This window comes from Planktosalinus lacus (assembly GCF_014640155.1).
GTDB classification, from domain to species: Bacteria; Bacteroidota; Bacteroidia; order Flavobacteriales; family Flavobacteriaceae; genus Planktosalinus; species Planktosalinus lacus.
In genome coordinates this window covers 451,730-477,821 of sequence record NZ_BMGK01000001.1, presented here as the reverse complement: position 1 = coordinate 477,821, position 26,092 = coordinate 451,730, and the positions used below count along the sequence as shown (strand labels likewise).

The following is a 26,092-nucleotide window of genomic DNA, read 5'->3' as shown; positions in this document are numbered from 1 at the left end:
TAAGGTTAAATCAAAGGTCGAAGTGCCATTGCTATTGTAATCACATTGAACCAAGGGAGAAGGGTCTTCTATCTGAGGACTGTCTAATACCTGGAGCTCTAAAGGAACTATATCATGACTTCCAGAGGTTATACTTTCACCACGTGCATAAACTGTTTGGTTATAAATTACTACATTGGGATATGGGTTGGGCAAGGGTAATATACCATTTTCAGCATTGGCCTGGGTTTCATGAAAAGTAACTGAAATATCAGGATCTCCTCCTGTAATTTCAGGAATGGTGGATTCTAAATCAAAATCTCCAAAACCATCATTGTCGGGGTCGCAATACTCTAAAGGTTCAGGCGCAATCAATACAGGGATGTTTTCATAAAATAATTCTAAGGTAGTTAATGCCACACAACCAGTATTGATATTACGTACCCGAACCCAAATTATCTGCGGGTTTGTAACGCTTGTATACATCAAAGGTAATGGGTTTACTCCTGCCCATGCATCAGGTTCATCAATATGAAAACTAATTGAAACATTAGGATTACCACCTGAAATTTCAGGGATTTTAACTGTTAAATCAAATTCGTTACTTCCATTAATTTGAATGAAAGGAGTTGGATTTGTAAAAATAGGTGCCGGGTGAAAAAGCAAATCAAACTGGCCAACTGTGTAACATTCTGAAAGCAGACTTTCAACGCGCACAAATATGGTTTCGCCGCCACCACTGTTATAATTCACAGGGTCACCAATGGGGTTGATGTCCTGATCGGCATCGTCAAAGGTGTTGTAGTAGTCAATCTCCATATTGAACAAGCCATTGAGAATCTCGGTATCTTTGCTCGTTAAATCAAAAATCTCAAAGCCATCCTGATCGTCATCGCATACATAAAAATCTGTGATTGGGTCAGCTATTTCTGGGGCTGGGTTTACCTGTAAGGTTAACTCGACAATCTCATAGCAACTAAATTCGCTTGTTTCTTCCAGTCTTGCAAATACAACCTGACTGCCCGGAACAATGTTGGTGTAAGGACTTATCAACTGGTCTGCAGGGTCACCGGTTTCTGCCAATTCATAGGTCTCAAAATAACTTACAAAAACATCTGCCTGACCGTCAATAATCTGATCATCTGCTTCGGTTAAGTCAAATTCTGCGAATCCATCATTTGGTGAGCTGTCACAAGCAATCAAATCGTCAGGAATACCAGCTATTGGCTGAGGAACAAATTCTACAAATATTTCATCTGTTGCTGAACAGCCATTGGAAAAGGTAACTTCCAGCTGGTATGTTCCGGACTCTTCTACTTCTAAAATTGGACCGGTCTCACCTGGTAATAATACAAAATCCATTAAGTCCTCATCATACACATACCATTGGTATGCAATGTCTGGATCAATACTTCCCTGAATTCCAATTACTATAGCTTCAGTAGCACACACTGCATTTCCATTATCGATGGTAACATCATCTCCAAGGTCTACCCCTAAGAAAAAACTACCACCTTGTATAAAAACAGCTGAGTTAAATGAACTATCATTTCGGTCAGCAATAACCAATTTCATACGATAGGTTGTGTTTGCTGTCACATAAGACCAGGCCTGCATTAAAACAGTATGTCCGTTAAAGTTAATTGGTGCTTCAGAATTTGGCAAACCTGTCGCTCCGTAATAGGTGCTAAAAAAATCGGGGTTTGCAGATGCACAGCCTCCGTTATGCGCTTGATCTCTTATGGTTGTCACTGAAATGGGTACTTCACCTGGGGTATCAGGCACTAAAGCCATATTAGTGATTTCTCCTGTGTCAGTATTTTCAAGAAAAAAAGCGAAAGCATCAGAATAAGAACATTGAAAAGTTCCATATTCATTGGAAGCAAATACAAAATTAAAACTTATAGAATCATTTAAAGGGGTAAAGTCAAACTCCATAATGGAGGCATCGTTATAGGAAGTTAAGCCTGGGTCAATACCCAGTGCTTGAATATAATCAAATAACTGGTCGTCTCCAGGCCAGTCACCAGCATCCTGAGGGCTACCGTTTGGTCCTGGTACTTGTAATGCATTTGTTGTTGACAAGACTATCCCGTTTTCCATCGGGAAGTTTGCATTGGTATTTTCAAAATAACCAATGCCGTTTAAACTTCCAAAATCTGTACCTGTTACACTCGTAACATTATCAACTATAGCACAAGGGTTATTGATAAGCACATCAAGGATGAGCTCTTCATGGGTGTACGTATCAACATCAACCGTAACATACGGCTGAGAAAACACAAAAAATGGAAACAAAAACACGAATGCGTGTAATAGTCGTCTCATAATGGGGATTGTTATTTCTGTAAATCGGAATTCATCATTTATATTGATTTACAGGCTAAAATTATAATTTTCTTAACTTGTTAAGTTGTCAAATATATTGAATTGCTCTGTTTTTATTTTATAGATTTGCAAAAAAATACTTGCTATGTCCATTTTTAACATTAAAATTGATTCTACATCAAATCCCGAAATAAAAAAATTTGTTGCCAATCAGTTTTTAACTTCAAATAACAGTTATGAATTTAAAAACATTGATGAGGCTAAATCAAGTCCGCTGGCTCAACAGCTTTTTTACCTTCCTTTTGTAAAAACGATTTATATTGCACAAAATTTTATAGCCATTGAAAAATTCTCCATCGTTGAATGGCCAGATGTTGAAAATGAAGTTGCAGAACAGATTGAAAATTATTTAAACTCGGGCGAAATTCTCGTCAAAGAGGCTCCTTCAGCTAAAAAAGTTCCTGTTACAGTCTATGCCGAAAGCACTCCCAACCCTGCCGTATTAAAATTTGTTGCTAACAAACCCTTGGTTGATGGCACCTTTGAGTTTAAAAACATCGATGAGGCCACCCATGCTCCATTAGCTCAAGCTTTATTTCACTTCTCTTTTGTGAAAGAAGTTTTTATCAGTGCCAATTATATTTCTGTAACAAAATATGATCTTGTTGAGTGGCAGGAAGTAAGTTTAGAATTAAGAGAATTTATCAGAAAATACATTGAAGAAGGTAAAGAAATTCTAAAAAATGAACTACTTACACAAACAAAAAAAGAACCTTCTAAGCCTGATGTACCTGAAGTTCCTCTTGATGATTATTCAAAACAAATTGTTTCTATTCTCAATGAATATGTAAAGCCTGCCGTAGCCAGCGACGGTGGAAATATTGCCTTTGAATCATTTGACCAACATACTAAAACAGTGAAAGTAATTTTACAAGGTGCTTGCAGTGGTTGTCCCTCTTCAACTGTAACGCTAAAAAACGGTATTGAAACGATGCTAAAAGACATGCTAAACGATGATGCCCTAAAGGTTGAAGCAATCAACGGTTAAAAACCCTAGTTCACAAACCTTTAACGTTCCCTTTTCGTTTATCTTTTAAGAATTCTGTAACTTTAGGTTTCTTTAATCCTAAAAATCAAAATATTATGTCAGTCTTAAAAGTAATTGAAGTATTAACTAGTTCTGAAAAAGGATGGGAAGATGCTGCTCAAAAAGCAGTTACCCATGCTTCAAAAACCGTTAAAAACATCCGCTCAGTTTATGTTAATGAGCAAAGTGCAGTTGTTGAAAACAATATGATCAAAGAATACAGAGTGAACACCAAAATCACATTTGAAGTACATTAACTTTAGCTTTTTAAGTATTATCAAAGCAACACTCACTCGTGTTGCTTTTTTCTTTTCAAATCATTTTATACTTACATTTGTTATGTCGGATTTGAAGTAAAATTTAACCATATAAAAGGAGAAAACATCAACACTATGCACACAAACGAGCTCATTCATGAAACAAGTCCATATTTGTTGCAACATGCCCACAATCCGGTAAACTGGTGTGCTTGGAGTAAGGGTGTTTTAAAAAAGGCTCAGACTGAAAACAAGTTATTACTCATAAGTATTGGATATTCTACTTGTCATTGGTGTCATGTAATGGAAGAAGAGTGTTTTGAGAATGAAGTTGTTGCCAAAGTAATGAATCAACATTTTATAAATATCAAAGTTGATCGGGAGGAGCGCCCGGATGTTGATCAGGTATATATGAACGCTTTGCAATTAATGACCGGATCAGGAGGTTGGCCTTTAAATATTGTGGCGCTTCCAGACGGACGGCCTGTTTGGGGCGCCACCTTTCTTAACAAAGAGCGATGGATTGAAGTTTTGCAGCAACTTCAAAAGCTACATAAAAATCAACCCAAAACACTTATAGAATATGCTTCTAAACTTTTGGAGGGCATTAAAACAATGGATTTAGTTTCAAAAAATAACGAAGATCAAAATTTTAAAGATTTTGATTATGAAGAACTTCTAAGTGGTTGGTCACGCCAATTTGACCAAACTAATGGGGGTACAAAAGGAGCTCCAAAATTCATGATGCCCAACAACCTTCACTTTCTATTGCGTTATGCTTTTCAAAACAATGACAAACAATTGTTAGATTATGTCAATTTAAGCCTTACAAAAATGGCTTATGGAGGGGTCTTTGACCATATCAACGGTGGTTTTTCAAGGTATTCAGTTGATGAACGGTGGCACGTGCCTCATTTCGAGAAAATGTTGTATGACAATGCCCAACTGGTAAGCTTGTACAGTGATGCTTATTTAATCCATAAAAACCCATTATTTAAAGAGGTGGTCTATAAAACCCTGGAGTTTATAAAAAGAGAACTCTCTAATGAGGAAGGCGGTTTTTACAGCGCCCTTGACGCAGACAGTATCAATGAATTTGGTGTTTTGGAAGAAGGTGCTTATTACGTATTCACCAAAGAAGAACTTCAGAAAGAGCTCAACAATGATTTTCAGTTATTTGCTGACTACTACAACATAAATTCTTTCGGTAAATGGGAAAAAGAACGTTATGTACTTATCCGGACTCAAAGTGATGAAGAATTTTGTAAAAAACACAATTTGACTCTTTCCGAATTTAAAAATAAAAAAACTCTTTGGAGCGAAACACTTCTTAATCATCGGACAACTAAAAACCGACCAAGACTTGATAATAAAATTATTTGCTCTTGGAATGCGATGATAATCAAAGCCTATATGGATGCTTATAAAGCATTCAATGAAGATGAGTTTCTGGATATTGCACTCAAAAACACCTCTTTTATTTGTCAAAAACTTTGGCCTAATGAACAAAAACTCATGCGGAATTACACAAACGGAAAAGTGGCCGCTGTAGGATTCCTTGAAGATTATGCTCACTTAATTTCAGCTTTTATTGCACTGTATGAAAGTACGTTTAATGAAGAATGGGTGAAGCGCGCAAACAAACTAACAGAAATATGTTATGAGGATTTCTTTGACAATCAATCGGGTATGTTTTTTTATTCTTCAGCCCACAGAGAGCAATTGATTTCAAAAACCATTGAAATACGTGACAACGTTATTCCTTCATCAAATTCTGTTATGGCTAAAAATTTACAGTGGCTTGGCACGTTTTATGATAATACTAAATACACAAACACATCACGAGTTATGTTATCTTCCGTTTTACAGGAATTAAAAAAATACCCTCAAGGGTTTTCAAATTGGCTTGACCTTCAGTTAAACCATAGTCATCCGTTTTATGAGCTTGTGATTTGTGGATCGAAGGCGGTTAAAAAGTCATCTGTTGTAAATTCTCATTATTTACCAAACAAATTATTAGCAGGAACAACTCAGGAGAACAATTTTCCTTTATTCCGCAATAGATTTGAAGACGGAAAAACTAATTTATATTTATGTACTCACGGAACTTGTAATTTACCCGAAACCCGGGTTTCTAAAATTATTTCAACTATTAAATTCAATTAAAGATGAAACTCATATTTACACTATTAACGATGCTACTTTTGAGCTCAAACAACTTTGCTCAATTGCCAGTAGAGCATTTTGATAAATGGAGAAGTCCAGATGGTCGCAATATTGATTTTTTATACATAAGCGACTCTAAAACCACTCCTGAATACCCAAAAATAAAAATTGTTGGAAGTCCATTTGAAAATAACACTTTCCAACCTGCTATATTGAAAAAACAAGATGGAACTCTCTTTAGTCAATTGTTTATGAGGTATAATGCATATTATGATATTATGGAAATCAAAAATGCAACTTCAGAACCAGATTCACTTATCATGATTCTCAAAAAATCACCAGAATTTACTGTTCAAATTAAAGACAAGCATTACCTATTTATCCCTGAATCCAATATTGATGAAGTGGGCCAGTATTTTGAAGTTTTGTATAATGGTAAAAAAACACAACTTTTAAAAAAAACCACAAAAATATTCGTAGAAGGAAAAATTGCGCGAACATCTTTTGAAAAAGATTTTCCCCACAGGTTTAATGATAAAGTGACCTATTTTATAAAGGATGAAAATTTAAAAGCTTTACCTAGTTCAAATAGTAAGAAAATTGCAGTAATTGAATCAATCAATAAAGAAGTCGTTGACTATATAAAAGAAAAAAACCTCAATCTAAACGATGAGAACTCCTTAATAGAAATAGCTCGTTTACTGAATTAATCAGAAATTTTAATCCTCAAATGACTAAACAAAGTTTTACAATTTAATTATATTTGAAAATTAACAAAATCTACCTTTATATGAAATTACATTTAAGTATTGCGTTTATATCACTCATCTCTATAAGTTTATACAGCCAAATTAATCAGGGAGCTCACAACAAACTTGTAAATGCCAGAATAGAGGCAGAAATATTTTTTGAACAGTATGGTATTTCTGAAGAAGATCTAAAAAACATAAAAGGGTCTCCTTATGAAACCAACTACTTTCAACCTGGTAACATTTTTGAAAACACTGAGCTAAAAGCATCAAAAGTACCTATGCGGTACAATATTTTTTCAGATGAAATTGAAATTAAAAGTAGTTTTCAACCAGATGACACTGAAATAAGTGTGCTTACAAAATCGCCAAACTATATAGTAGATATTTCAGGAAGCACTTATGTTTACGTCCTTAACAGTTTGTCTAGCGACAAAAGTGGATATTTTAAAGTTCTGCACGAAGGTGACCACTATGATTTATACAAAAAATCGAGTATAACTTATATTAAAAAAAAGTTTGCAGAAACAAATTACCAGCAAGACCAACCTGCACGTTTTGACAGAAATGACACCTATTATATGGTTAATAAACAAGGTAGATTTCTTGAACTTAACACTAAAAAGAGAAAGTTTTTAAAAGCTTTTGGAGACAAAAAGAAAAATGTTGAAAACTATATTAAAGAACAAAAACTTTCCACAAAGGAAGAAGCCGATATGGCTAAAATTTTTAAGTACTATAACAGTATCTTATAATTCTTTTTAAGCCCTCAAAAGTTGATTACAATTATTTTTTTCAGTAAATATTTACCTGTTAACAAACTCCTAAGTTTCAGTAGTTTATTTGCATTATTAGATTTTGATTGCTAATTTTAAAAAATATTTTTTTAATTAGATAAACCTAAAAAACCTCCTCATTTTATGGAATTAATAAGTGAATACATCTCAAAGTATGGTGAAAAGTTTTTAGAATTTCTACCCAGCATAATCACTTCATTATTAATTCTCTTTCTTGGTTTATGGTTTATTAAAATTTTGAGACGTTTTGCAAGAAGGGTATTTACAAAACGTGAGATGGAACCAACCCTTGAAAAGTTTCTATTAGACATCATTGGCTGGACTTTAAGAATTCTTTTGTTTGTAATTGTAATATCACAATTGGGGGTTGAGACAACTTCACTGGTTGCTATAGTTGGTGCAGCAGGTCTTGCAGTTGGTCTTGCACTTCAAGGTTCACTGGCAAATTTTGCCGGGGGAGTTTTGTTAATGATTTTTAAACCAATGCAGGTAGGAGATTTTATAGAGGCTCAAGGGGAAAGTGGCACCGTTAAAGAGATTTCTATTTTTTACACTAAATTAATCACTATCAATAACCAACTTGTTATATTACCTAATGGAAAGCTTTCCAATGACAATATTGTAAATTATACTTCAGAAGGAAAAAGGAGAGATGTACTTACAATTGGGATTTCTTATGATTCAGACATAAAAAAAGCAAGAGAAATTTTAGTTAATTTAATGAAAGAGCAAGAAGCCATTTTGAAAGACCCCGAGCCCGTTGTTTTTGTAGGTGAGCTTGCAGACAGCTCGGTTAATCTATCTGTCCGTTTTTGGGCTTTAAATGAAGACTTTTGGGATTGCCATTTTTACATCATTGAAGAAGCAAAAACAAGGCTTGAAAGTGCCGGCATCACAATTCCTTTTCCACAAAGAGATGTACATCATTTCAATCTTGATAAATTTCTAGAAGAGAAATAATAATTAAATTTAAATATTAAAAAAACAACACCATGAAAACACTCGCTATAACATTAATAGCATTATTTGGGCTACAATACTTTTATGCTCAACAACCTATTCAACAAAAACAAGTTGAATATTTAATGCAGTTCAAGTTTCAGAAAACCACTACATATAAAGACATTGATTTAAATACATTAAATTACATTGGAAGTCCTTATACAAATGACAATTACCTAGCCGGTGATATTTATCATAAAAACAAACTGGTAGCTGAAAATGTTCCTTTAAGGTACAACGCACTTGTTGATGAAATGGAATTTAAACCCAAATTTGAAACGCCTGACAATGAATCAAGTGCACTTATGAAGTCTCCGGAAATTGATGTTCGCATTGGACAAAAAGTTTTTGTATTTGTCCCCTATCAGGGTGGCGTTGAAAAAGGAGGTTACTTTGAGGTACTTAGAAGAGGCGAAAAATATGACTTATTTAAAAAATACAACAAAAAATACATTCCTGAACAAGAAGCTAAAACATCAATGACCAAGGACAGACCTGCAAAATTTATAGATAATCCTGTTTATTACATAGTTAGAGGAGATGGAAAGTTTATTGAATTACCGGACAAAAACAGAAAGTTTTCTAAACTTTTTTCCGGAAATGAAAATGAAATAAACAATTATATCAAATCTAAAAACCTGGATTTAAAAAATGAAAGTGACTTGTTAAAAGTTATTGCTTATATAGATTCTTCTATTTAAATACAACAACAATTCAAGTAAAAGGAGAAACTAAATGTTTCTCCTTTTCTATTTTAATCAGCTTAATTTTAACATTTTAATGCAAAGAAATTAACACCTCATACCAATTAAATCTTTTATATTCGCATTTGTTAAATTTTAAACACATATAATTCCTCAAACAAATGATTAAACAATTAGCATTCGTATTAATATCTTTAGTATTCTTTTCAACTTCATCAAAAGCTCAACAATACTCAGACAGCAACTCCAAGGAATTACAAAATTACACCACAAGAGCTTCTAAATACAATCCAGAAAACACAAAAGGCACTCCTTATCAAACTGAAGGCTTTCAAACGGGAAGTCTCCTGAATGAAAGTACAGTTATTTTTCCAGATGTTGCTCTACGATACAATGCCCTAAACGATGAATTTCAAATTAAATCTTCCCTCAACGAGAGCAATAAAAACATACAAGCTGTAATGAAAAAAACAGATTTATATGTTAAGATGGGCGACGCAATCTATACCTATTTATTGCCAAGTGGTGAAGTTGGTGGCTATTATAATGTGTTAGTTGAAGGAACTAAAAAGTCAATTTACAAAAAGTTATCCAAGAAATTTGTAGAAGGCGCACAATCAGTTAATATGATGACCGGCAATCACCCTAACAGACTTGTCGACGAAACCAAATATTATTTAGTTAGCGTAGACGGAACTATAGAAGAATTACCCAATTCAAAAAACAGAAGATTAAAATTGATTGCAGCAAAAGACTATAAGAGCTTTAAGAAATACGCAAAGTCGAATGACTTAAACGTTAAAAACGAAGAGGATTTAATAAAATTGGTTGAATATTATAACCAAACTTATTAACCACTCATAAAGTCTTTTAAATAATAAGGTTCAAAATAAGCGACATTTTCAAAGTCGCTTATTTTATACTTCTCATTGGCTAAAAACCCCATTTCGTTTGCAGAAGGCAGGAGTCCATCTACAAAAACAGCATTGGAATGTGTACAAAGGGTTTTAAATTTTTCATTGGCATTTCCTATAAACACAGTCTTTCCAGAGTTAAGGTGTTCTGAAAATGATGTTTTATCTAAAATTAAAGCCCGTGTTGCTTCAATTTTTTTATGGTTTACATCATAAACAGCGGTAAAAACTTCCATTCTTCTTGCATCAAGCATAGGAATGTAAACTGCTCCCATTTCATTTACTTGCATTGATAGGGCTTGAAGAGTGTCAACTGAAATTAATGGAAGATTCATTGCGTAGCACAAACCCTTGGCAGCAGAAACACCAATTCTCAACCCTGTGTAAGAACCAGGGCCTTTACTTACCGCAACTGCATCCATTTCCATTTTGGATATTCCGCATTGTTTCAAAACCTCATCAATAAAAACGTGCAGGCTTTCAGCATGTGAATACCCTTGCGTATTTTGCTCTTTGATTGCTATGGTTTTTCCATTTCTAGAAATGCTCACAGAGCAATTAGTGGTCGTGGTTTCTATGCAGAGAATGGTTGCCATTGTTCTTTTACTTTGTTACTGCAAAGAAAAGAATTTATTTTTTAGTAATTATTTTTTAGAAGTCTTAGACACTTCTATTTTATCTCCAGATTTGAGTGATTTAGTAACGGTGTTGTAAGGCCCTGTGATCACCTCATCTCCTTCTTCTATACCTTTGGTGATTTCGATGTACTGACTGTCCTGAATGCCTGTTTCTATTACTTTTAATTTGGCTTCATCACCCACTTTGACAAAAACACATTCAAAGCGTTCCGTGTTAAGAATATCTGTAGACTTTTTTGTGCCTACGCTAGAAGTAGTATCGGTTTTTATTACAATCGAGCTGATGGGAACTCCTAAAACTTGCTCTCTTTTGTTAGTTATGATATCAACGGTTGCAGTCATTCCGGGTCTGAAGGGAGAAAAGTTTTCAGCTTTTCCTTCCAATAAATCAGCATAAGACCCCGGCAAAATTCTCACTTTCACTTTAAAGTTAGTAACCTGATCTGCCGTTAAGGCACTTTCTGCAGAGTTTGCAATGGAAGTTACTATTCCTTTAAACTCTCTTCTTAAATAGGCGTCTACTTCAACATTTGTAGAGTCGCCTATCGCTACTTTAACAATGTCGTTTTCATTTACATCAACTTCAACTTCCATACTGTTAAGGTTAGCAACCCTGAGTATTTCAGTTCCGGCCATTTGCTGAGTACCAACCACACGTTCACCCAGTTCTACACCCAGTTTTGAAATGGTACCGTCAATGGGGGCATAAATGGTTGTTCTTGCTAGATTATCCCTGGCTTCATTTACCGTTGCAGAGGCACTCTGAATATTGAAATAAGCTGATTCATTTGCTGCTTTAGCGCCTTCATATGCAGACTCAATTCTGTCCCATTCAGATTTTGAAATTATTCCTTTTTCAAAAAGGGATTTATTTCTATCGTAATTTGATTTTGCCTCTTTTAAAGAAGCCTGAGTTTGATTATATACAGCTCTAACATTTTGTAGTGCTGCCTGTGAACGTTGTAATCCTGATTGGTATAAATCAGGGTTGATTCGCACCATTAAATCGCCTTTATTCACTTGTTGTCCTTCTATAATAGGAAGTTCAATTATTTCACCAGACACTTCAGAAGATATTTTAATTTCAGTTTCTGGCTGAATCTTTCCTGTGGCAGCTACAGTTTCAATAATCGTAATGGGTTCAATTTTAGAGATTTCCACTTCTTTAAAATTTCCTGATTTACCAAACCAACCTTGTTTTTTTCCAACAACCAATATAAGAATCACCACAACGATGACTGAAATAATAATACCTGTTTTCTTATTCATGACCTATCTGATTAATAAAGAGAAATACCGAAGTATAGCTCTAAAAGTTTTAGTTTAAAAATATAATCATATTTTGTTCTGATTACTTCAGATTGTGCATTTTCAAATCTTGACAATGCCTGACTGAATTCAAATGAATTGATGATACCCACTTCAAAACGCTCTCTTGAATAATCATATGCTAATTGTTGTGCTTCTTCAGCAGCAAGGGCCGCTTCATATGCTTTCAGAGCTCCCTGAGCATCTGTATATGCCTGGTAAACATTCGACTCCAAATCGAGTTCAGCTTGTTCTTTTCTGTAATTGGCCAGATCTATGTTCAGTTTATTTCTTTTCACATTATTGCGAACACCAAGCCCGTTGAAAATTGGAACTTGTAACTGTGCGCCAAAAAAAGTTCCATCGTTTTCATAGAGTTGGGTTATAAAATCTCTTCCCAGAAAGTCATTATCTGCCCAACGAGTATTGTAGCCGGCAAATGCACTTAGTGTTGGATAGTAAGCACCTCTTGCTATTTGAAGGTCCTTTTCAGCAATATCTAGATTTTGTTCAGAAATTTTAATTTCATAACGTGACTCTTTGGCTGCCTGAACAACCTCTGAAACCGGCTTTTCCATAATTGTATTGAGTGGAACCTCATATTCAGCATCTGCTATGTCAAAATTCTCATAATCCTTTATTAAAAGAATTTGAGCCAGATTGATCAATGCAATCCTTATTTGGTTTTCAGCTCTAACGATACGTTGCTCATCACTTGCTAAAGTAGATTTGATTTCCAACAAATCACCTCTTGGAACAACTCCGGCATCAACTAATTCGTTGGTGCGTTCTAACTGGTCTTCTGTGATTTGTATTTGTGATTGGATAATTTTCAAATTTTCTTTTTCAAATAAGATTTGTAAATAGGCATTTGCCACAAACAGAGAAACATCATCTTTCATTTGACCTAAACGATACTGAGCAGCTATTTGATCGAGTTTTGCTCTTTGAAATTGTCTGATATTGCGCAGACCGTCAAAGAGCGTTAAGTTTGATTGAAACCCTGTTGTAAATGAAGTGAAAGTTGTGTTTTCAAAACTGTTAGTTACCGGGTTGATGTTGGCTCCAGTATTTGAGTTGAGGCTTCCACTGGCGTTTAGAGAAGGTAAAAATCTTCCAATAGCATCATCTTTTTGAATTTCTGCCTGATCTACTTCTAATTCAGATTGCTTGATGCTAATATTATTTTCAATGGCATAAGCAACAGCCTCTTCAAGCGTCCACTTTTTGTTTTGTGTAAAAACTGAAAGTGTACATAAAGCAATCAAACTTGTTAGGAATATTTTTTTCACTTGTATACTTTTTTAATGGTTGTTTAATCTTAAAAAAGACTTAGCTGTTATAACTATTTTTCAATAGCATTTGATAAGTCTTCGCGTATTTTGATTTGTTACAAAAATTCTTACCTATTTGCAAAAGGCGAAACTATTGGGTTCCAGATTTTCACTTTATCTTCTTTTGAAATCCCACTTTTTATTTCTACAAATATTCCATCACTTAAACCCAGCTCTACCTCTCTTCTTTCAAAGTTTTGAGAAGCTGTTTCTACCTCAACAAAGGCCTGTTGCGTTTTGGAATCATATTGAATGAGACCCTCCTTTAAAGCCAGTACATCTTCAGCTTTATCAAGAATGATAGATGCATTGGCGCTTAATCCGGCTCTTATAAATGTAGAATCCAGATTTTTTATGGTTCCTTTAATTTCAAACTGGATGGCTCCGTTTTCTGCATTCCCTTTAGGTGCAATGTAATCTAAAACTGCATCAAAAACTTTACTATCGATTGCCCCCACAGTGATTTCTAGGGGAAGTTCTTCAGTTAGTTTTCCTACTTCAGATTCATCTACTTTACCTTCAAAAATCATTTTTTTGACATCGGCAATGGCTGCAATGGTGGTTCCTTCATTAAAGTTGTTAGACTCAATAACCTGATTACCTACTTTTACAGGAACTTCAAGTATCATCCCGGGAACTGTTGCTCTAATGTCAGTATTTGCATCGCTTCCCAGACCACTGGTGGTTCCGGTTTTAACAATATCAAACGTTTGCTTTGCAGCAATCAAGTTTTGTTCTGCCTGGCGGAAAGCCACTTCAGCCTGATCAAACTCATTTGCGGAAATTACTCCTTTTTCAAAAAGCGCCTTTTGACGGTCATAATTTTTCTTTTGATTGTCTAAAGCAATTTGTGCGGTATTGATTTGGTTTCGGGTATTTGCCAGATTAGAAACATTGGGTACAATACGCAAACGGGCAATCAAGTCGCCAGTTTCAACCAGTTGACCCGGTTCTATATAAATTTCTTCTATAATCCCAGAAATATTAGGCTTAATCAATACCTCATCTCTGGGAACAATGCTCCCTGTTGCAACGGTCTTTTTAACGATGGTTGTGGTTTGAGCTGTTTCAGTATCATAAACTGTGGGATCCTCTGCATTCTTTTGGTATAAGTAATACAAAGCCCCAACAAAGGTGACGACTATGAGAATAAGAATGAGAATTGTTACCGATTTTTTCATTTGTATTAAAATTTACAAGCCATTGGTTTACATAATAAGTGAACGTTGGCAATGATTGTTGTTTATTATTGGTTAATTTAAATTATTCTGTACGTAAAGCATCTACCGGTTTGACTTTAATGGCATTTTGAGCGGGAATCAATCCTGCAAGTAATCCTGAAATAATTAATATGGCCAAAGCCACCCCTACTACAAAAAGGTTGACACTAGGGTTTGCAAACATAGTATCCGGTGATGTGTTGTTTTCTAATAATGAATTAATTAACGCCAGTACTCCCGTGGCCATGACAATGCCGGCCATACCTGAAATGATGGTTAAAAAAACAGATTCTAAAATAATTTGAGATCGAATGCTCCAGGGAGTTGCTCCTAAAGCTCTTCTGATTCCAATCTCTTTGGTTCGTTCTTTTACTACAATCAACATAATATTACTAATCCCTATCACCCCTGATAGCAAAATTAATATACCCACAAAGTAAGCTACTGCGTTTAAAGCGATAAATAAACCGTTTATTTTTGAAAATTGTTCATACAAATCAAAATGGCCAATGGCTCTGTCGTCTTCAGGATGAATAGTATGTTTGCTTTTAACAATTTCAAACACCTGTTCTTTAAGCTGAGTGATAGAAGCACCATCCTGAGCAGTGATTGCCATCCAGCCTACATTATCTGCACGGTTAAAAGCTTGTGAAAAGGCAGTGAAGGGTACATAAATTTCTTTTTGAGCCTCTTCAACATCGCCATTGTTATTGCTTGTCTTTCGATAAGTCCCAACAATCATAAAGTTGACTTCATTGATTTTTATAAACTCACCTATGTGGTCTTCTCCTTTTTCAAAAAGTGCATTTTTAACTGATTCACCAATGATAGCTACTTTTCGTTTTTGTTCGATATCTGAGTAGTTGATAAATCTTCCTGAAGTGATATCCATGGGTTGTTGCAATATAAACTCAGGGTAGTCTCCATATACATTAAAAGCTCCTGTATTAATGCCTCTCACCACATTGTTGGCACCACCAAAGCCACCTAATTGATTTCTGGGTGAAACATATTTCAATTCAGGTATTTGTGTTTTCAGAGCTTCAACATCATCCAATTTAAAATTGTATCTTCTCCCCTGTGGTAAACCCTTATATGGTTTTGAAGCAGTTTGTGACCACATAAACATCGAGTTTGTAGCCATTCCTGAAAAGCCTTTTTTTACACCGTTTTCTAGTCCTTTTCCTGCAGCGAGGAGTATCACTAATATAAAAATTCCCCACAGTACTCCAAAAGCTGTCAGGAGCGTTCTGAACCAGTTTGAACTAAGAGCTTCCAGGATTTCGCTCCAGCTGTCTTTACTAAAAGGGTTAGTCATCGTTTAACGCTTCTATGGGTTTAATTTTTGCAGCCCTGTATGCCGGAAAAAAACCTGCTATAGCACCTGCAATAATGAGAATAAATACCGTGGAGATTGCAATATTAAAATCTACCGATGGGTTTGATATGAATTCGGTTTCAATGGCAGGGCCGGCAAGTTCCAATAGTCCCAAGCCAAAAATTAGTCCTAAAAAACCTGCAATGGCTGTAATAAAAATTGACTCGTGCATAATCATCCAGATAATAGACCAGGGTTCAGCTCCAATGGCTTTTCTGATGCCAATTTCTTTGGTTCTTTCCTTTACAATAATGAGCATAATATTACTAACACCCACAACTCCGGCAATAATGGTACAGATGCCCACTGCCCAGAAAAACAAGCTAATCATATTGTTGAGGTCATAAAAACGTTTGGTTTCCTGAAGATTACTTCTCACAGTGATTGCTCTGTTATCAGTAGGTGCAATGGTATGCCGTGTTTTTAATTGATCTTCAAGCTGAGTTGTAAAAACATTTGAAGCTTCGACATCACGGTTAAAGTTGCCCGTGCTTTGAAGCGTAAACGCAATGTTTCTAATATTTTCCCCAGCATTGAAAACCCGCTGACTTGTTGACAGAGGCATCATTATTCTTGCTTCTTCACGCTCTCCTCCCGGATCTGTAAAAACGCCAATTACTTTAAATTTGATTCCTGTTATGTCAATATATTCTCCAATGGCTTTCTTTCCCTTAAATAGATCTGTATAAACTTTTTGACCAATCACGGCTACTTTTTCGTAGTTCTCTTGGTCATAGTTGTTTATAAACCGACCCGCAGTCATTGATTCATTTTCCAAAAACTGATAGTCGGGCAGTGCCCCTTCAATACGGTAACTGCCATTTTCATTGTTGTAAGTAGTCAAGCCTGACCAAATACGATATATAGAAGATTTGTACTCCAGTTGATCCTGATATTTTAAAACCGTTTGATCAAAGTCGTTGTTTTTTAACTGAATAAATCTTCCGGGGTTTAAGCCTTTATACCCTTGTGAAGTCACTCCAGTCCATACACTAATCCTGCTGGCAGCATCGCGTTCAAATTGTTTAGCCACACCGTTTTCAATTCCTTTTCCGGTAGCAAGTAGAATTACCAGAATAAAGATTCCGGAGGCTACCGAAAGTCCCGTTAAAAAGGTACGAAGCTTATTCTTACGGATGGCTTCAAATATTTCCTGCCAGCGTTCTAAATCAAACATGGAGTGCAGTTTTGGCGCGTTGTTGTTTTACCGGTGAATCATCTATTATAATTCCATCTTTAAGATGCACGATACGCTTTGTCATATGTGCAATATCATCTTCGTGGGTAACCAGCAAAATGGTTTTACCTTCATCATTGATGGTTTGAATGATTTCCATCACCTCATAAGACGTTTTGCTATCCAGTGCTCCTGTAGGTTCATCTGCCAATAGTACTTTTGGGTCTGATGCCAGTGCACGCGCAATGGCCACCCGTTGTTTTTGACCTCCGGAAAGTTCATTAGGTAAGTGAGTAGCCCATTCTGCGAGTCCTACTTTTTCGAGATAGTGCATGGCTCTATCTAGGCGTTCAGCGCGTTTCACACCCTGATAATAGAGAGGCATCGCTACATTATCAAGAGCCGATTTATAATTAATCAAGTTGAAAGACTGAAATATAAATCCAAGGAATTTATTACGATAGCGGGCTGCAATTTTTTCATTGAGGTTTTTTATGAGAACACCGTCTAAAGTGTATGTGCCTTCATCAGCTTCATCGAGTATACCTAATATATTTAAGAGTGTTGATTTACCTGAACCTGAGGAACCCATAATTGAAACCATTTCTCCTTCTTTTACACTAAAGTCAATACCTTTTAAAACATGCAGAGAAGTACTGCCGGTTTTATACGATTTATGAAGTGATTTTATTTCAATCATATTTATGAAATGTTAAAATGTTGGTAGCTGCCTTTAGTAGTCTACAATATTATAGATAGTTACATAAAAATATGTGAAAGTGGTGTTAATAAAAAAGCTAAAAAGAACACTATACACGTTCTTCTTTCTTTGCTTTTTGTCTGCTTTTGTATATCATATAACCAATCACACCTACCAAAAGATATGGGAAAGCCATTAAGTATAAAATGCCGTTATTGATGCCTTCTGCAGTTGACCCATCTGCGTCAGATTCCAAGACAGCACGACACATGGCACATTGTGCGTAGATTTCCGGCAGGAAAAAGAGCATTAAAATCAGGGTTATGAAATATTGTTTTTTCATTAGTAATAAGGTGAAATCATTATATAAACTATTACTCCGGTAACGGCTACATACAACCAAATGGGAAAGGTGATTTTTGCAATTTTTTTGTGTTTATCAAAACGTTGTGACAGTGCCCTCACAAAACTAATTAACACAAGCGGTATAACAGCTATTGATAGCAAAATATGTGAAATCAGAATAAAAAAGTAAATCGTTCTGATGTTTCCTTCACCTCCAAATGGAGTGGAAGAGGAGGTCATATGGTAAATGACATACATCACCAAAAACAGTGCTGAAAGACCAATGGCTAGTTTCATCAGATTCTCGTGGGTTTTGCGGTTACCCTTTTTTATCTGAATGACAGCCAATACCAAAATAATTGCTGTCAATGCATTGATGGTAGCATAGATGGGTGGTAAAAACCCCAAGCGGTCTACACCGGGAATTTCAACTTTTACAGTAAATAAAACGGCTACTGCTACTGGAATCAATATAGAAAGTGCCACTATCCATCTATTGTATATTTTTTCTTTTTGAGCTAATGTATTTGTCATTTAAGCAGTTTTTTAATGTCTTCTTTTAGCATTTCAATCTCGTTGTCTTCGAGGCCGTTATAATAAATTTTTGGATTTCCAAATTCATCATAACGCGAGCGAATATTTCCATCTTTATCAATGAGTGCAAACAATCCAGAATGTTCAAAACCACCGGGCGCACTTTCTTCTTCGGCAGTATAGAGTTTAAAACCTTCATTGGAGAGTTTATAAATTGTTTCTTTATCACCTGTTAAAAAATGCCAGTGAGGGTGTTTGGCCCCATAGTTCTCAGCATATTTTTTCATGACTTCAGGAGTGTCGTGTTGGGGGTCGATAGTTATTGAAGCAATACCAAATTCAGGATTACCATAAAATGAGTCCTGAATTTTTTTCATATTTTGATTCATAATGGGACAAATGCTAGGGCAGGTTGTAAAGAAGAATTCCAGTACATACACTTTTCCTTCAAAGTCTTTGTTTGTAATTGTTTGTCCGTGTTGATTAGTGAATGAAAAATCGGGAACTGTTTCTCCTTCATAAAAATCAGGCCCACTGAGTCGGTTACTCAATTCATTGACTGCCCAGATTCCAAAAATCAGGATTACAAAAGATATGCCTACGTAAGAATATTTTTTCATACTAATTTCTATTGTTTTTTTTCAAAGCGAGTCTGTATTCTGCAAGAATGATTTTAATATCATCTTCCATTTTATTGTTTAATTCTGCAACTGAGGATGTATCAAACCCATAAAGTGTGCCTGTGTCTTTATCATCAATTCTTCCCCTTAAGTTTCGGTCTTTATCAATAATGAATACTTCTGATGCTCCCAGTTTGGCATCCAGTTGTATATTTGAATTCAAAGACTTAAATAGCGCCTTGATTTCTTCAGGCGAACCATAGACAAATTTCCATTTATCGGCGTCGGTAATTTTGTTGAGTTCAACCAACAAAGCTTCTACCAATTTTTCATTGCCACTTTCAAGAACTGAAACAAATTGAAGGTCTTCAAATTGATGGTATGGTTTATAAATTTTATGTGTTAGATTAAATACATTGCCATATTTGGACTTGATGTCACTCCCAAAAAAACTGAGGACAGTTATGTTGCCTTCAAGCTGGACCTTTTCACCGTTAAGGGATTTTAGATTCGTCAATTCACTTACATTTTCAGTGAGGACTGGTAGTTTTGCAAAATGATTCTTGCCGGAAGAAAAAAACAAGTAAATCGTTATTGGAAGGACAAACAAAACAACTAAGACAATAATTTTTTTCAAAATAAAGGGGTATAATATATTGGAGTACAAAAATAAAAAAAAGCCCTTCAAAACTGAGGGCTTTTAACTATATATTTAACTAAGATTAAAAGTTGTATTTAACAAAACCACTTTTATAAACTTCATAGATATAATCACCTTCTACGAGCAAAATAAAGACCAGGTAAGAGATTAGAAATACTGCAGTCCAAACTACAGCGCGTCTCAATCCTTTTGTTTCACCTTCCATGTGCATGAATGCCCAGGTAATATAGTAAGCTTTATAAATTGTAAGTAAAATGAATATCCAGTTGAGTAATTTCATGGAAAGAAACTTGGTTTCAACAAGAAACTGAGGTTTAATAATCCCCAAAACTACTTCAACAATTGTTGCAATAGAAAGCAATGTAAACACATACCAAATGCGTTTAGTTGAACTTTCATGTGTTGCTCCGTGTGCCATATCTAAAATTTTATTTTATTAAACCAAATAGAAGAAGGTAAATACAAATACCCATACTAAATCTACAAAGTGCCAGTAAAGACCAACTTTTTCAACCATTTCATAACTTCCACGACGCTCATAGGTTCCTAACAGGATATTAAAGAAAATTATTAAATTAATCAGTACTCCTGTAAAAACGTGGAAACCGTGAAACCCTGTAATAAAGAAGAAAAAGTTTCCAAACAGTGGATGTCCATATTCGTTACGATATAAATTAGCTCCCTCAACAACTCTAATTCCGGAGTCGTTAAGTTTAGCTATTGATTCTTCTCTTGAAAGTACAATGGGATGACCATTTTCGTCCAGTTTTTGAATTCTCACTAAAAGGTTTTCTTTTTCTGCAAAACCACTTTTGATGTCGTCAATGGTATAAGTAGATAAGGTTTCGTCTGTGGTATACCAGATTCCAGAACTTCTATCATGTACAGCGCGCTGAGTTGATTCTAAAGCAATATCGCTTAATGCAACCCGTTTGCCATCTGTATCTAAAAACTGAATGATGTTTCCTGATCTTGTTTCAACGGCACCATAGGTTCCCTGGATAAAGTTTTTCCATTCCCAGGCTTGTGAACCTAAGAAGATAATACCTCCAATCAATGTAAGAAACATATAAAAAACTACTTTGCTTTTTTTCATTTGATGACCTGCATCAACCGCAAGCACCATGGTTACAGAAGAGAAAATCAAAATAAACGTCATTAAAGCCACATAGTACATCGGCGCATCTACACCATGCAAAAACGGGAAGTGATTGAACACTTCATCAGCAACAGGCCATGAGTCAATGAATTTGTAGCGAGAAAAACCATATGCGGCTAGAAATCCTGAAAAGGTCAATGCATCTGAGAGGATGAAAAACCACATCATTAACTTACCATAACTTGCTTTTAATGGTGGGTTTTGACCTCCACCCCAGGTTTTTCCTTCAGTACCTGTTTTAACAACAGTAGCTTCCATAAAGTTATATCAGTTTTAAATAAGGGTCAAAAATAAGCATTTTTATTATCTAACGAAATATAAAAATAAAAACAGATAAATCCACAAGAAATCAACAAAGTGCCAAAAGGTCTCAGCGAGTTCAATTCCAAGGGTTTGACCCTTATGGTACTTTTGTTTAAAATGATTATAAATTACAACTAAAAGCGCTATTAATCCACCAATAATGTGAGCCACATGCAACAACACTACTAAATAAATAAATGAAGTTGTGATGGTGCTTTCGCTTCCGGTGAAAAAGTAGCCTGCTGCAATAAATTGTGAAAATCCTAAAAATTGAAAATAGACAAATAAAACCCCCAGTACAAAAGTTGCAATCAACAATGCCATCCCAGCAGAATGTTTTTCTTTTTGGATGGTTACTCTTGCAAGGTATATAGTTACACTACTTACCAGCACCAAAACTAAACTCACATAAAATGCCTGAGGTATTGTAAAATCTGTGAGCCAGTCAGGTCTGCTTTTACTTACAATGTAAGCACTGGTTAAACCGGCAAAACTCATTGTCATGCTAATCATTGCAAACCAGAGCATCATTTTTTTTGCGCGTCTGTTTTTTGTTTCCTGTGTATCGTCTGTATAAGCCATTATCGTATGAATTTATCTAAAACATAAAGTATTTGAATTAAAGTAATGTATGCCACGCTCACAAAGAGCAATTTACGTGCAGCCGCAAGTGTTTTCTCCCTAAAAAGTTTTACTGAATGATATAAAAACCAAATTCCCAACAAGCCAACTCCAATTGCCGTAAGCGGAGTGATATAAAATGCTCCCGTTACACCAAACACCGGAATTAGTGAAGCCAACAATGTCCAGACTGTATAAAGCACAACCTGAATTGCAGTCCCCCGGTCTTGTTTGCCAGTTGGCAACATAAAGAAACCCGCTTTCTTATAATCGTCATACAGAAACCAGCCTATGGCCCAGAAATGGGGAAATTGCCAAAAAAACTGAATCATAAAAAGGGTTCCTGCTTCTATGCCAAAATTTCCGGTAGCTGCTACCCACCCCAACATAAACGGGATTGCACCCGGAAAAGCCCCCACAAAAACTGAAAGTGGTGTTTTTGTTTTCAATGGTGTATATAAGCTCACATACATAAATATCGAAATAGCACCAAACATTGCTGTTTTTGGATTGATAGCATATAAAATAGCAATCCCAAGGACCGTAAATAGAACCGCAATGACAAACGCTGTATTTGGCGTCATTCTTCCGGAAGGGATAGGACGGTTTTGAGTGCGCTTCATTAAAGCATCCAAATCCTTTTCAATAATTTGATTGAATGCATTGGAAGCACCCACCATAAAATAACCCCCCATTGTTAACAATAAAATAGACACTGCATTCACCTCTTCTGCACCCAGCAAATAACCGGCAATAGATGAAAACACAACACTCACCGAAAGCCTCACTTTTGTAAGCGCTAAAAAGTCTTTAAAAAAGGGCTGAGAAGTAACCTCCAAATTTTTGGTTTCCAAATTTTTATGAATTTCCATTACGAAAATATCAAGCTTCCGTAAAACGGTGCAAAGATACTTCAAGGAGTAAGGCTACGCAACAGTTCAATACAGATTATTTTAATTTAACTAAACCTCTAGATAACTTAAAAATCATAATACCAATTGAAGAGATCTGTACGAAGTCCAAAATTAAACCAGGTAGTTGAATCTTTAAACTCTGTAGCGGTATTTACCTGTGGGTTAAAGTCGCGATAAATCAAACTGGCATACACCTTAAAGTTAGTCGAAGGGTTGAGGAGATAACCTGCTTGAAATTCGCCATGGAATACTGTAGTAGTATTACCCTGCCCTATTTCAATTCCAAAATCAGTTGGTCTGTCACGTTCGTCTCTGTAAATATTTCCCCCATAATTAAAGGTGTCCTCTTCATCATTAAAATCGAACCCTCTTTCGCCATAAATCAATTTAGCACTTCCGAAAAAACGGCCTTTTTCATAACGGGCAATGGTGATTATTTCTTTGAAATTAGCTCCCCAAAGATGCGCCATCGATTGATTGTTATGTCCATAATTTAACACAATAGTGTTGTGTGAATAGGTATAGGGTCGCACCTGGTTGTATTCAAACTGTAAAAAGAGATTGTTAATTCCAAAGGGTCTGAAGTATTTCACGCCAAGCTGATATCCCAGTTTGTTTTTCCAGCTTTTTTCTCCACCAAAAATATCTCCTGATGAAAACTCGTCGATAATCCATTGACCATAGGCTACAAATGAATCAGAAAACTTGTATTTGGAGCTAATCCCTATCAGTGCATTCCCTGATCGAGGTCCTGTTGAAAATTCAATTGCCCGATAGAATATTACAGGGTTTAAATAGTTGAGGTCAAAACCACGGTCATTGCTGTTATCCCACAAAACACTTTCAAACAAACCGATGTTCCAGCGTTTGGTAATGTTATAACTCAGATAGTGTGTGGCCATGTACTTGGTGGTAAAAGCACCGTCTTCAGTGGCTTCCTGTCTAACATCTCTCAGAGACATCCAGGTGTTTGTATATTTTAATTTCCAAAAGGTAGTGTTGATTTTGAAATATGGACTTGGGCTAGTAGCATCACCCATAAAAAGCGACCTGTAACCATCACCGATAAAGTTTTTTCCATGTCCAAACTGGAAATTAAACATCTCACCGGAACTGTATGATAAATATCCTGTAGCCAATGGGTAATCATAGGCAGTTTCCCTAAACTCTTTTGCAATTCCAAAACCGGGAATAATGGCCGGATTTCCACCACCATCTGCAGCAATCGATTCTGCGTAGCGATTAAAATAGTTTGCAAAACGACCTTGACTTTCATAAATTACAGCATGAAAGTTTAATTTTTCGCCTAATCCTCCCTGAACTACCGCCAACCTGGTATTGTTATAGGTATAATCAAAATCGCTATCTGTTTCCATTCCCAGTTGCAAATCCACTCCTGGATCGATTGTAAACCAATAACCCTTACCCGTGAAATTTATCATGTGTTCATTCCAAAGTTTTTTACCAAACCAAGAAGTTTTGTTTTTAAACAACAAAGTGTCCCGGGCGTGCATATCAAAATACTTGTTTACATCTTTGTATAAATAGGGCTTTTGTGCTGTATGTGCATTGTTTCCCACCTGATTCATATAGTAGTCAAATCGTGCATATTCCTGATGTGACAAAGGTATATTGATGCTGCTCTCATACTTTTTATTGGAATATCCAAGGTTCTGAATTTCATCATATTCCTTTGAATTGTCTTTAGCCAGGTTTTGATTTTGTTGCTCCATAACAGGAACTTCAAAACTACCCTGCTCCAGTGGAATTTGAATGGGCATGGTAAATTGAACATAGGTGGGGCGGGCATTGTATGTAGCAGGTTTGATTTTCGGTAGTGCTTCAAACACCCGCTCAATTTCATCTTTTAATTCCTGATATAAAGCATCGACATATAAGGTTTTAAAGTCTCCTTCTTTATCTACTTCAAAAAACACCACCATTTGACCGGTATAATTCTCATCAAATACTATCTGAGGTGTTTTAAAATTATTGAGTATAAATGCTTGCAGGGTATTGTGAAAACAGGATTTTAGTTGTTCAATCTCTGTGTTTTCACATTCAGTAAAAACCGGGTATTTTTCAAACTCGGTGCTTGTTTGCTGGCTAATCGCCAGAAATGTCGTTAACAAAGCACCTATTAAAAAAACTTTTATTTTCATTTAAAACTAATTTAAAAGGCCGTCTATATTTCAACTTCTGAGTTGATAAAGATGAATAAACCAAACGCCCAATTTATTGGATTCTTTGAGAGTGAAAGATACGTTTTTTTATGATTTTTAAAACAGCTGCAAATAAAAACCCGAAAGAGAATTCTTTCGGGTTTTAAAAATTTATTTGATATTTATTAGTTAACTACATTAAAGAGTATTGGTAAAGAGAAGCGCACATCAACTTCTTTATTGTTTTGCATCCCGGGAAGCATTTTTGGTATTTGATTGACCACCCGTCCCGCTTCTTTTTCAAGTCGTGGATGCGGACCTCTAACCTGGAGTTGATCTACATCGCCATTTTTGTTGATGACAAAGCTAACATAAATTCGCTGAGTACCATTTAATCCAAGGTCGTTGGCTATTTCAGTGTTGAAATGCTTATTGATAAACCTTCCCATTTCAGAAGACATACAGTCTCTTCGACTTGCATTGTCTGTCAAAGACTCACAACCGGGAAACACAGGAACTCTTTCTACTCCCAAAAATGAATGAACTACATCTGTATCAGCAACAGGAGTTTTAGGTTGAGTAATTATGTCAACAGGTTTATCAGTATAAACCTCCTTTGGTTCAGGATCGGTTTCAATCTCAATATCTTTTACGATGGGTTTTTCTACTATACGTACAATTGTGGGGTTTACTTTTTTTACCGGTTGTTCCTTCACTTCCGGAGCTTCTTTTTTGGGTTCAACAATTACAAAATCACTTATCCAAATCACTTCAGGATCGTCTGGCAAGGGGTTTGCAATTTGTTTTGTTTCAACTCCATATGAACCGTTGATAACTAAAGCAACAGTAATAATAGAAACCATAAGACTGAATTGAAATACAAGTGTTCCGTTATACTTTAAATTTGCATCTTTCTTGCTTTTTTGAGTATTTTCTTCATTCTTGCTAAAAATGTCCAGTAATTTTTTAATTGCTTTCATAATAGTTGATTTAAAATTATACAATTCATAAATCAACAAGAATGCCAGAAATAAA

Annotated in this window: 26 protein-coding genes; 8 read left to right on the top strand and 18 right to left on the bottom strand. The window is 35.5% G+C overall.

Features of this window, described 5'->3' with window-relative positions; all coding sequences use genetic code 11:
• Nucleotides 1-2,307 (bottom strand): FIDD domain-containing protein (locus tag IEV69_RS02165; protein WP_188438989.1); only part of this gene is annotated, 2,307 nt, incomplete at its 3' end.
• A 145-nt stretch (nt 2,308-2,452) separates the two neighbouring features.
• Here IEV69_RS02165 and IEV69_RS02160 point away from each other — a divergent pair.
• The 8 genes from IEV69_RS02160 to IEV69_RS02125 all read left to right on the top strand — a co-directional run bounded on the left by IEV69_RS02160 (nt 2,453) and on the right by IEV69_RS02125 (nt 9,923).
• Nucleotides 2,453-3,355: a NifU family protein gene (locus tag IEV69_RS02160; protein ID WP_188438987.1), complete on the top strand. Its 903-nt coding sequence runs from the start codon at nt 2,453-2,455 to the stop codon at nt 3,353-3,355.
• A gap of 95 nt (nt 3,356-3,450) precedes the next feature.
• Nucleotides 3,451-3,651 carry a dodecin family protein gene (locus IEV69_RS02155; protein WP_188438985.1) on the top strand — a complete coding sequence of 67 codons (201 nt, stop codon included), beginning with the start codon at nt 3,451-3,453 and terminating at the stop codon, nt 3,649-3,651.
• 135 nt (nt 3,652-3,786) lie between these two features.
• A complete protein-coding gene (locus IEV69_RS02150; RefSeq protein ID WP_229741267.1) occupies nt 3,787-5,817 on the top strand; it encodes a thioredoxin domain-containing protein in 2,031 nt (676 codons plus the stop codon).
• A gap of 2 nt (nt 5,818-5,819) precedes the next feature.
• Nucleotides 5,820-6,527: a hypothetical protein gene (locus IEV69_RS02145; protein WP_188438983.1), complete on the top strand. Its 708-nt coding sequence runs from the start codon at nt 5,820-5,822 to the stop codon at nt 6,525-6,527.
• Between the two features lie 80 nt (nt 6,528-6,607).
• Nucleotides 6,608-7,321 (top strand): hypothetical protein, encoded by a 714-nt coding sequence (locus IEV69_RS02140; protein WP_188438981.1) that lies wholly within the window; start codon nt 6,608-6,610, stop codon nt 7,319-7,321.
• A 165-nt stretch (nt 7,322-7,486) separates the two neighbouring features.
• Nucleotides 7,487-8,323 (top strand): mechanosensitive ion channel family protein, encoded by an 837-nt coding sequence (locus tag IEV69_RS02135; protein WP_188438979.1) that lies wholly within the window; start codon nt 7,487-7,489, stop codon nt 8,321-8,323.
• Between the two features lie 32 nt (nt 8,324-8,355).
• Nucleotides 8,356-9,066 (top strand): hypothetical protein, encoded by a 711-nt coding sequence (locus IEV69_RS02130; RefSeq protein ID WP_188438976.1) that lies wholly within the window; start codon nt 8,356-8,358, stop codon nt 9,064-9,066.
• A 164-nt stretch (nt 9,067-9,230) separates the two neighbouring features.
• A complete protein-coding gene (locus IEV69_RS02125) occupies nt 9,231-9,923 on the top strand; it encodes a hypothetical protein (protein WP_188438974.1) in 693 nt (230 codons plus the stop codon).
• On the opposite strand, the gene tsaB is transcribed toward IEV69_RS02125, so the two are convergent.
• The 17 genes from tsaB to IEV69_RS02040 form a co-directional block, all read right to left on the bottom strand.
• A complete protein-coding gene (gene tsaB, locus IEV69_RS02120; RefSeq protein ID WP_188438972.1) occupies nt 9,920-10,579 on the bottom strand; it encodes a tRNA (adenosine(37)-N6)-threonylcarbamoyltransferase complex dimerization subunit type 1 TsaB in 660 nt (219 codons plus the stop codon). The two genes, IEV69_RS02125 and tsaB, sit on opposite strands and share 4 nt — an antisense overlap.
• Nucleotides 10,580-10,627: 48 nt before the next feature.
• Nucleotides 10,628-11,890: an efflux RND transporter periplasmic adaptor subunit gene (locus tag IEV69_RS02115; protein ID WP_188438970.1), complete on the bottom strand. Its 1,263-nt coding sequence runs from the start codon at nt 11,888-11,890 to the stop codon at nt 10,628-10,630.
• An 11-nt stretch (nt 11,891-11,901) separates the two neighbouring features.
• On the bottom strand, nt 11,902-13,221 hold the full coding sequence (locus tag IEV69_RS02110) for a TolC family protein (RefSeq protein WP_188438968.1): 1,320 nt from the start codon (nt 13,219-13,221) through the stop codon (nt 11,902-11,904).
• 110 nt (nt 13,222-13,331) lie between these two features.
• A complete protein-coding gene (locus tag IEV69_RS02105) occupies nt 13,332-14,444 on the bottom strand; it encodes an efflux RND transporter periplasmic adaptor subunit (protein ID WP_188438966.1) in 1,113 nt (370 codons plus the stop codon).
• Between the two features lie 82 nt (nt 14,445-14,526).
• On the bottom strand, nt 14,527-15,801 hold the full coding sequence (locus IEV69_RS02100) for an ABC transporter permease (protein ID WP_188438964.1): 1,275 nt from the start codon (nt 15,799-15,801) through the stop codon (nt 14,527-14,529).
• On the bottom strand, nt 15,794-17,038 hold the full coding sequence (locus IEV69_RS02095; RefSeq protein ID WP_188438962.1) for an ABC transporter permease: 1,245 nt from the start codon (nt 17,036-17,038) through the stop codon (nt 15,794-15,796). Before IEV69_RS02095 ends, IEV69_RS02100 begins: the two co-directional genes overlap by 8 nt.
• Nucleotides 17,031-17,738 carry an ABC transporter ATP-binding protein gene (locus tag IEV69_RS02090; protein WP_188438960.1) on the bottom strand — a complete coding sequence of 236 codons (708 nt, stop codon included), beginning with the start codon at nt 17,736-17,738 and terminating at the stop codon, nt 17,031-17,033. The genes IEV69_RS02095 and IEV69_RS02090 overlap by 8 nt, the downstream gene beginning before the upstream one ends.
• Before the next feature lie 109 nt (nt 17,739-17,847).
• The gene (locus IEV69_RS02085) at nt 17,848-18,081 is read right to left on the bottom strand and encodes a CAMCR motif-containing small membrane protein (protein WP_188438958.1); all 234 of its coding nucleotides are present in this window, start codon (nt 18,079-18,081) and stop codon (nt 17,848-17,850) included.
• The gene (locus IEV69_RS02080; RefSeq protein ID WP_188438956.1) at nt 18,081-18,617 is read right to left on the bottom strand and encodes a DUF420 domain-containing protein; all 537 of its coding nucleotides are present in this window, start codon (nt 18,615-18,617) and stop codon (nt 18,081-18,083) included. Before IEV69_RS02080 ends, IEV69_RS02085 begins: the two co-directional genes overlap by 1 nt.
• Complete coding sequence (locus tag IEV69_RS02075) at nt 18,614-19,237, bottom strand: SCO family protein (RefSeq protein WP_188438954.1); 624 nt, start codon at nt 19,235-19,237, stop codon at nt 18,614-18,616. The genes IEV69_RS02080 and IEV69_RS02075 overlap by 4 nt, the downstream gene beginning before the upstream one ends.
• A 1-nt stretch (nt 19,238) precedes the next feature.
• The gene (locus tag IEV69_RS02070; RefSeq protein ID WP_188438952.1) at nt 19,239-19,874 is read right to left on the bottom strand and encodes a hypothetical protein; all 636 of its coding nucleotides are present in this window, start codon (nt 19,872-19,874) and stop codon (nt 19,239-19,241) included.
• Nucleotides 19,875-19,959: 85 nt separating this feature from the next.
• Complete coding sequence (locus IEV69_RS02065) at nt 19,960-20,316, bottom strand: cytochrome C oxidase subunit IV family protein (protein WP_188438950.1); 357 nt, start codon at nt 20,314-20,316, stop codon at nt 19,960-19,962.
• Nucleotides 20,317-20,334: 18 nt separating this feature from the next.
• The gene (locus IEV69_RS02060) at nt 20,335-21,315 is read right to left on the bottom strand and encodes a cytochrome c oxidase subunit 3 (RefSeq protein WP_188438948.1); all 981 of its coding nucleotides are present in this window, start codon (nt 21,313-21,315) and stop codon (nt 20,335-20,337) included.
• Between the two features lie 45 nt (nt 21,316-21,360).
• A complete protein-coding gene (locus tag IEV69_RS02055; protein WP_188438946.1) occupies nt 21,361-21,942 on the bottom strand; it encodes a cytochrome c oxidase subunit 3 in 582 nt (193 codons plus the stop codon).
• Nucleotides 21,942-22,853, bottom strand: a complete 912-nt coding sequence (gene cyoE, locus IEV69_RS02050) for a heme o synthase (protein WP_188438944.1) — start codon at nt 22,851-22,853, stop codon at nt 21,942-21,944. Before cyoE ends, IEV69_RS02055 begins: the two co-directional genes overlap by 1 nt.
• Before the next feature lie 107 nt (nt 22,854-22,960).
• On the bottom strand, nt 22,961-25,057 hold the full coding sequence (gene remB, locus IEV69_RS02045; protein WP_188438942.1) for a gliding motility outer membrane protein RemB: 2,097 nt from the start codon (nt 25,055-25,057) through the stop codon (nt 22,961-22,963).
• Nucleotides 25,058-25,242: 185 nt separating this feature from the next.
• Nucleotides 25,243-26,037 carry an energy transducer TonB gene (locus IEV69_RS02040; protein WP_188438940.1) on the bottom strand — a complete coding sequence of 265 codons (795 nt, stop codon included), beginning with the start codon at nt 26,035-26,037 and terminating at the stop codon, nt 25,243-25,245.
• Nucleotides 26,038-26,092: the final 55 nt, after the last annotated feature.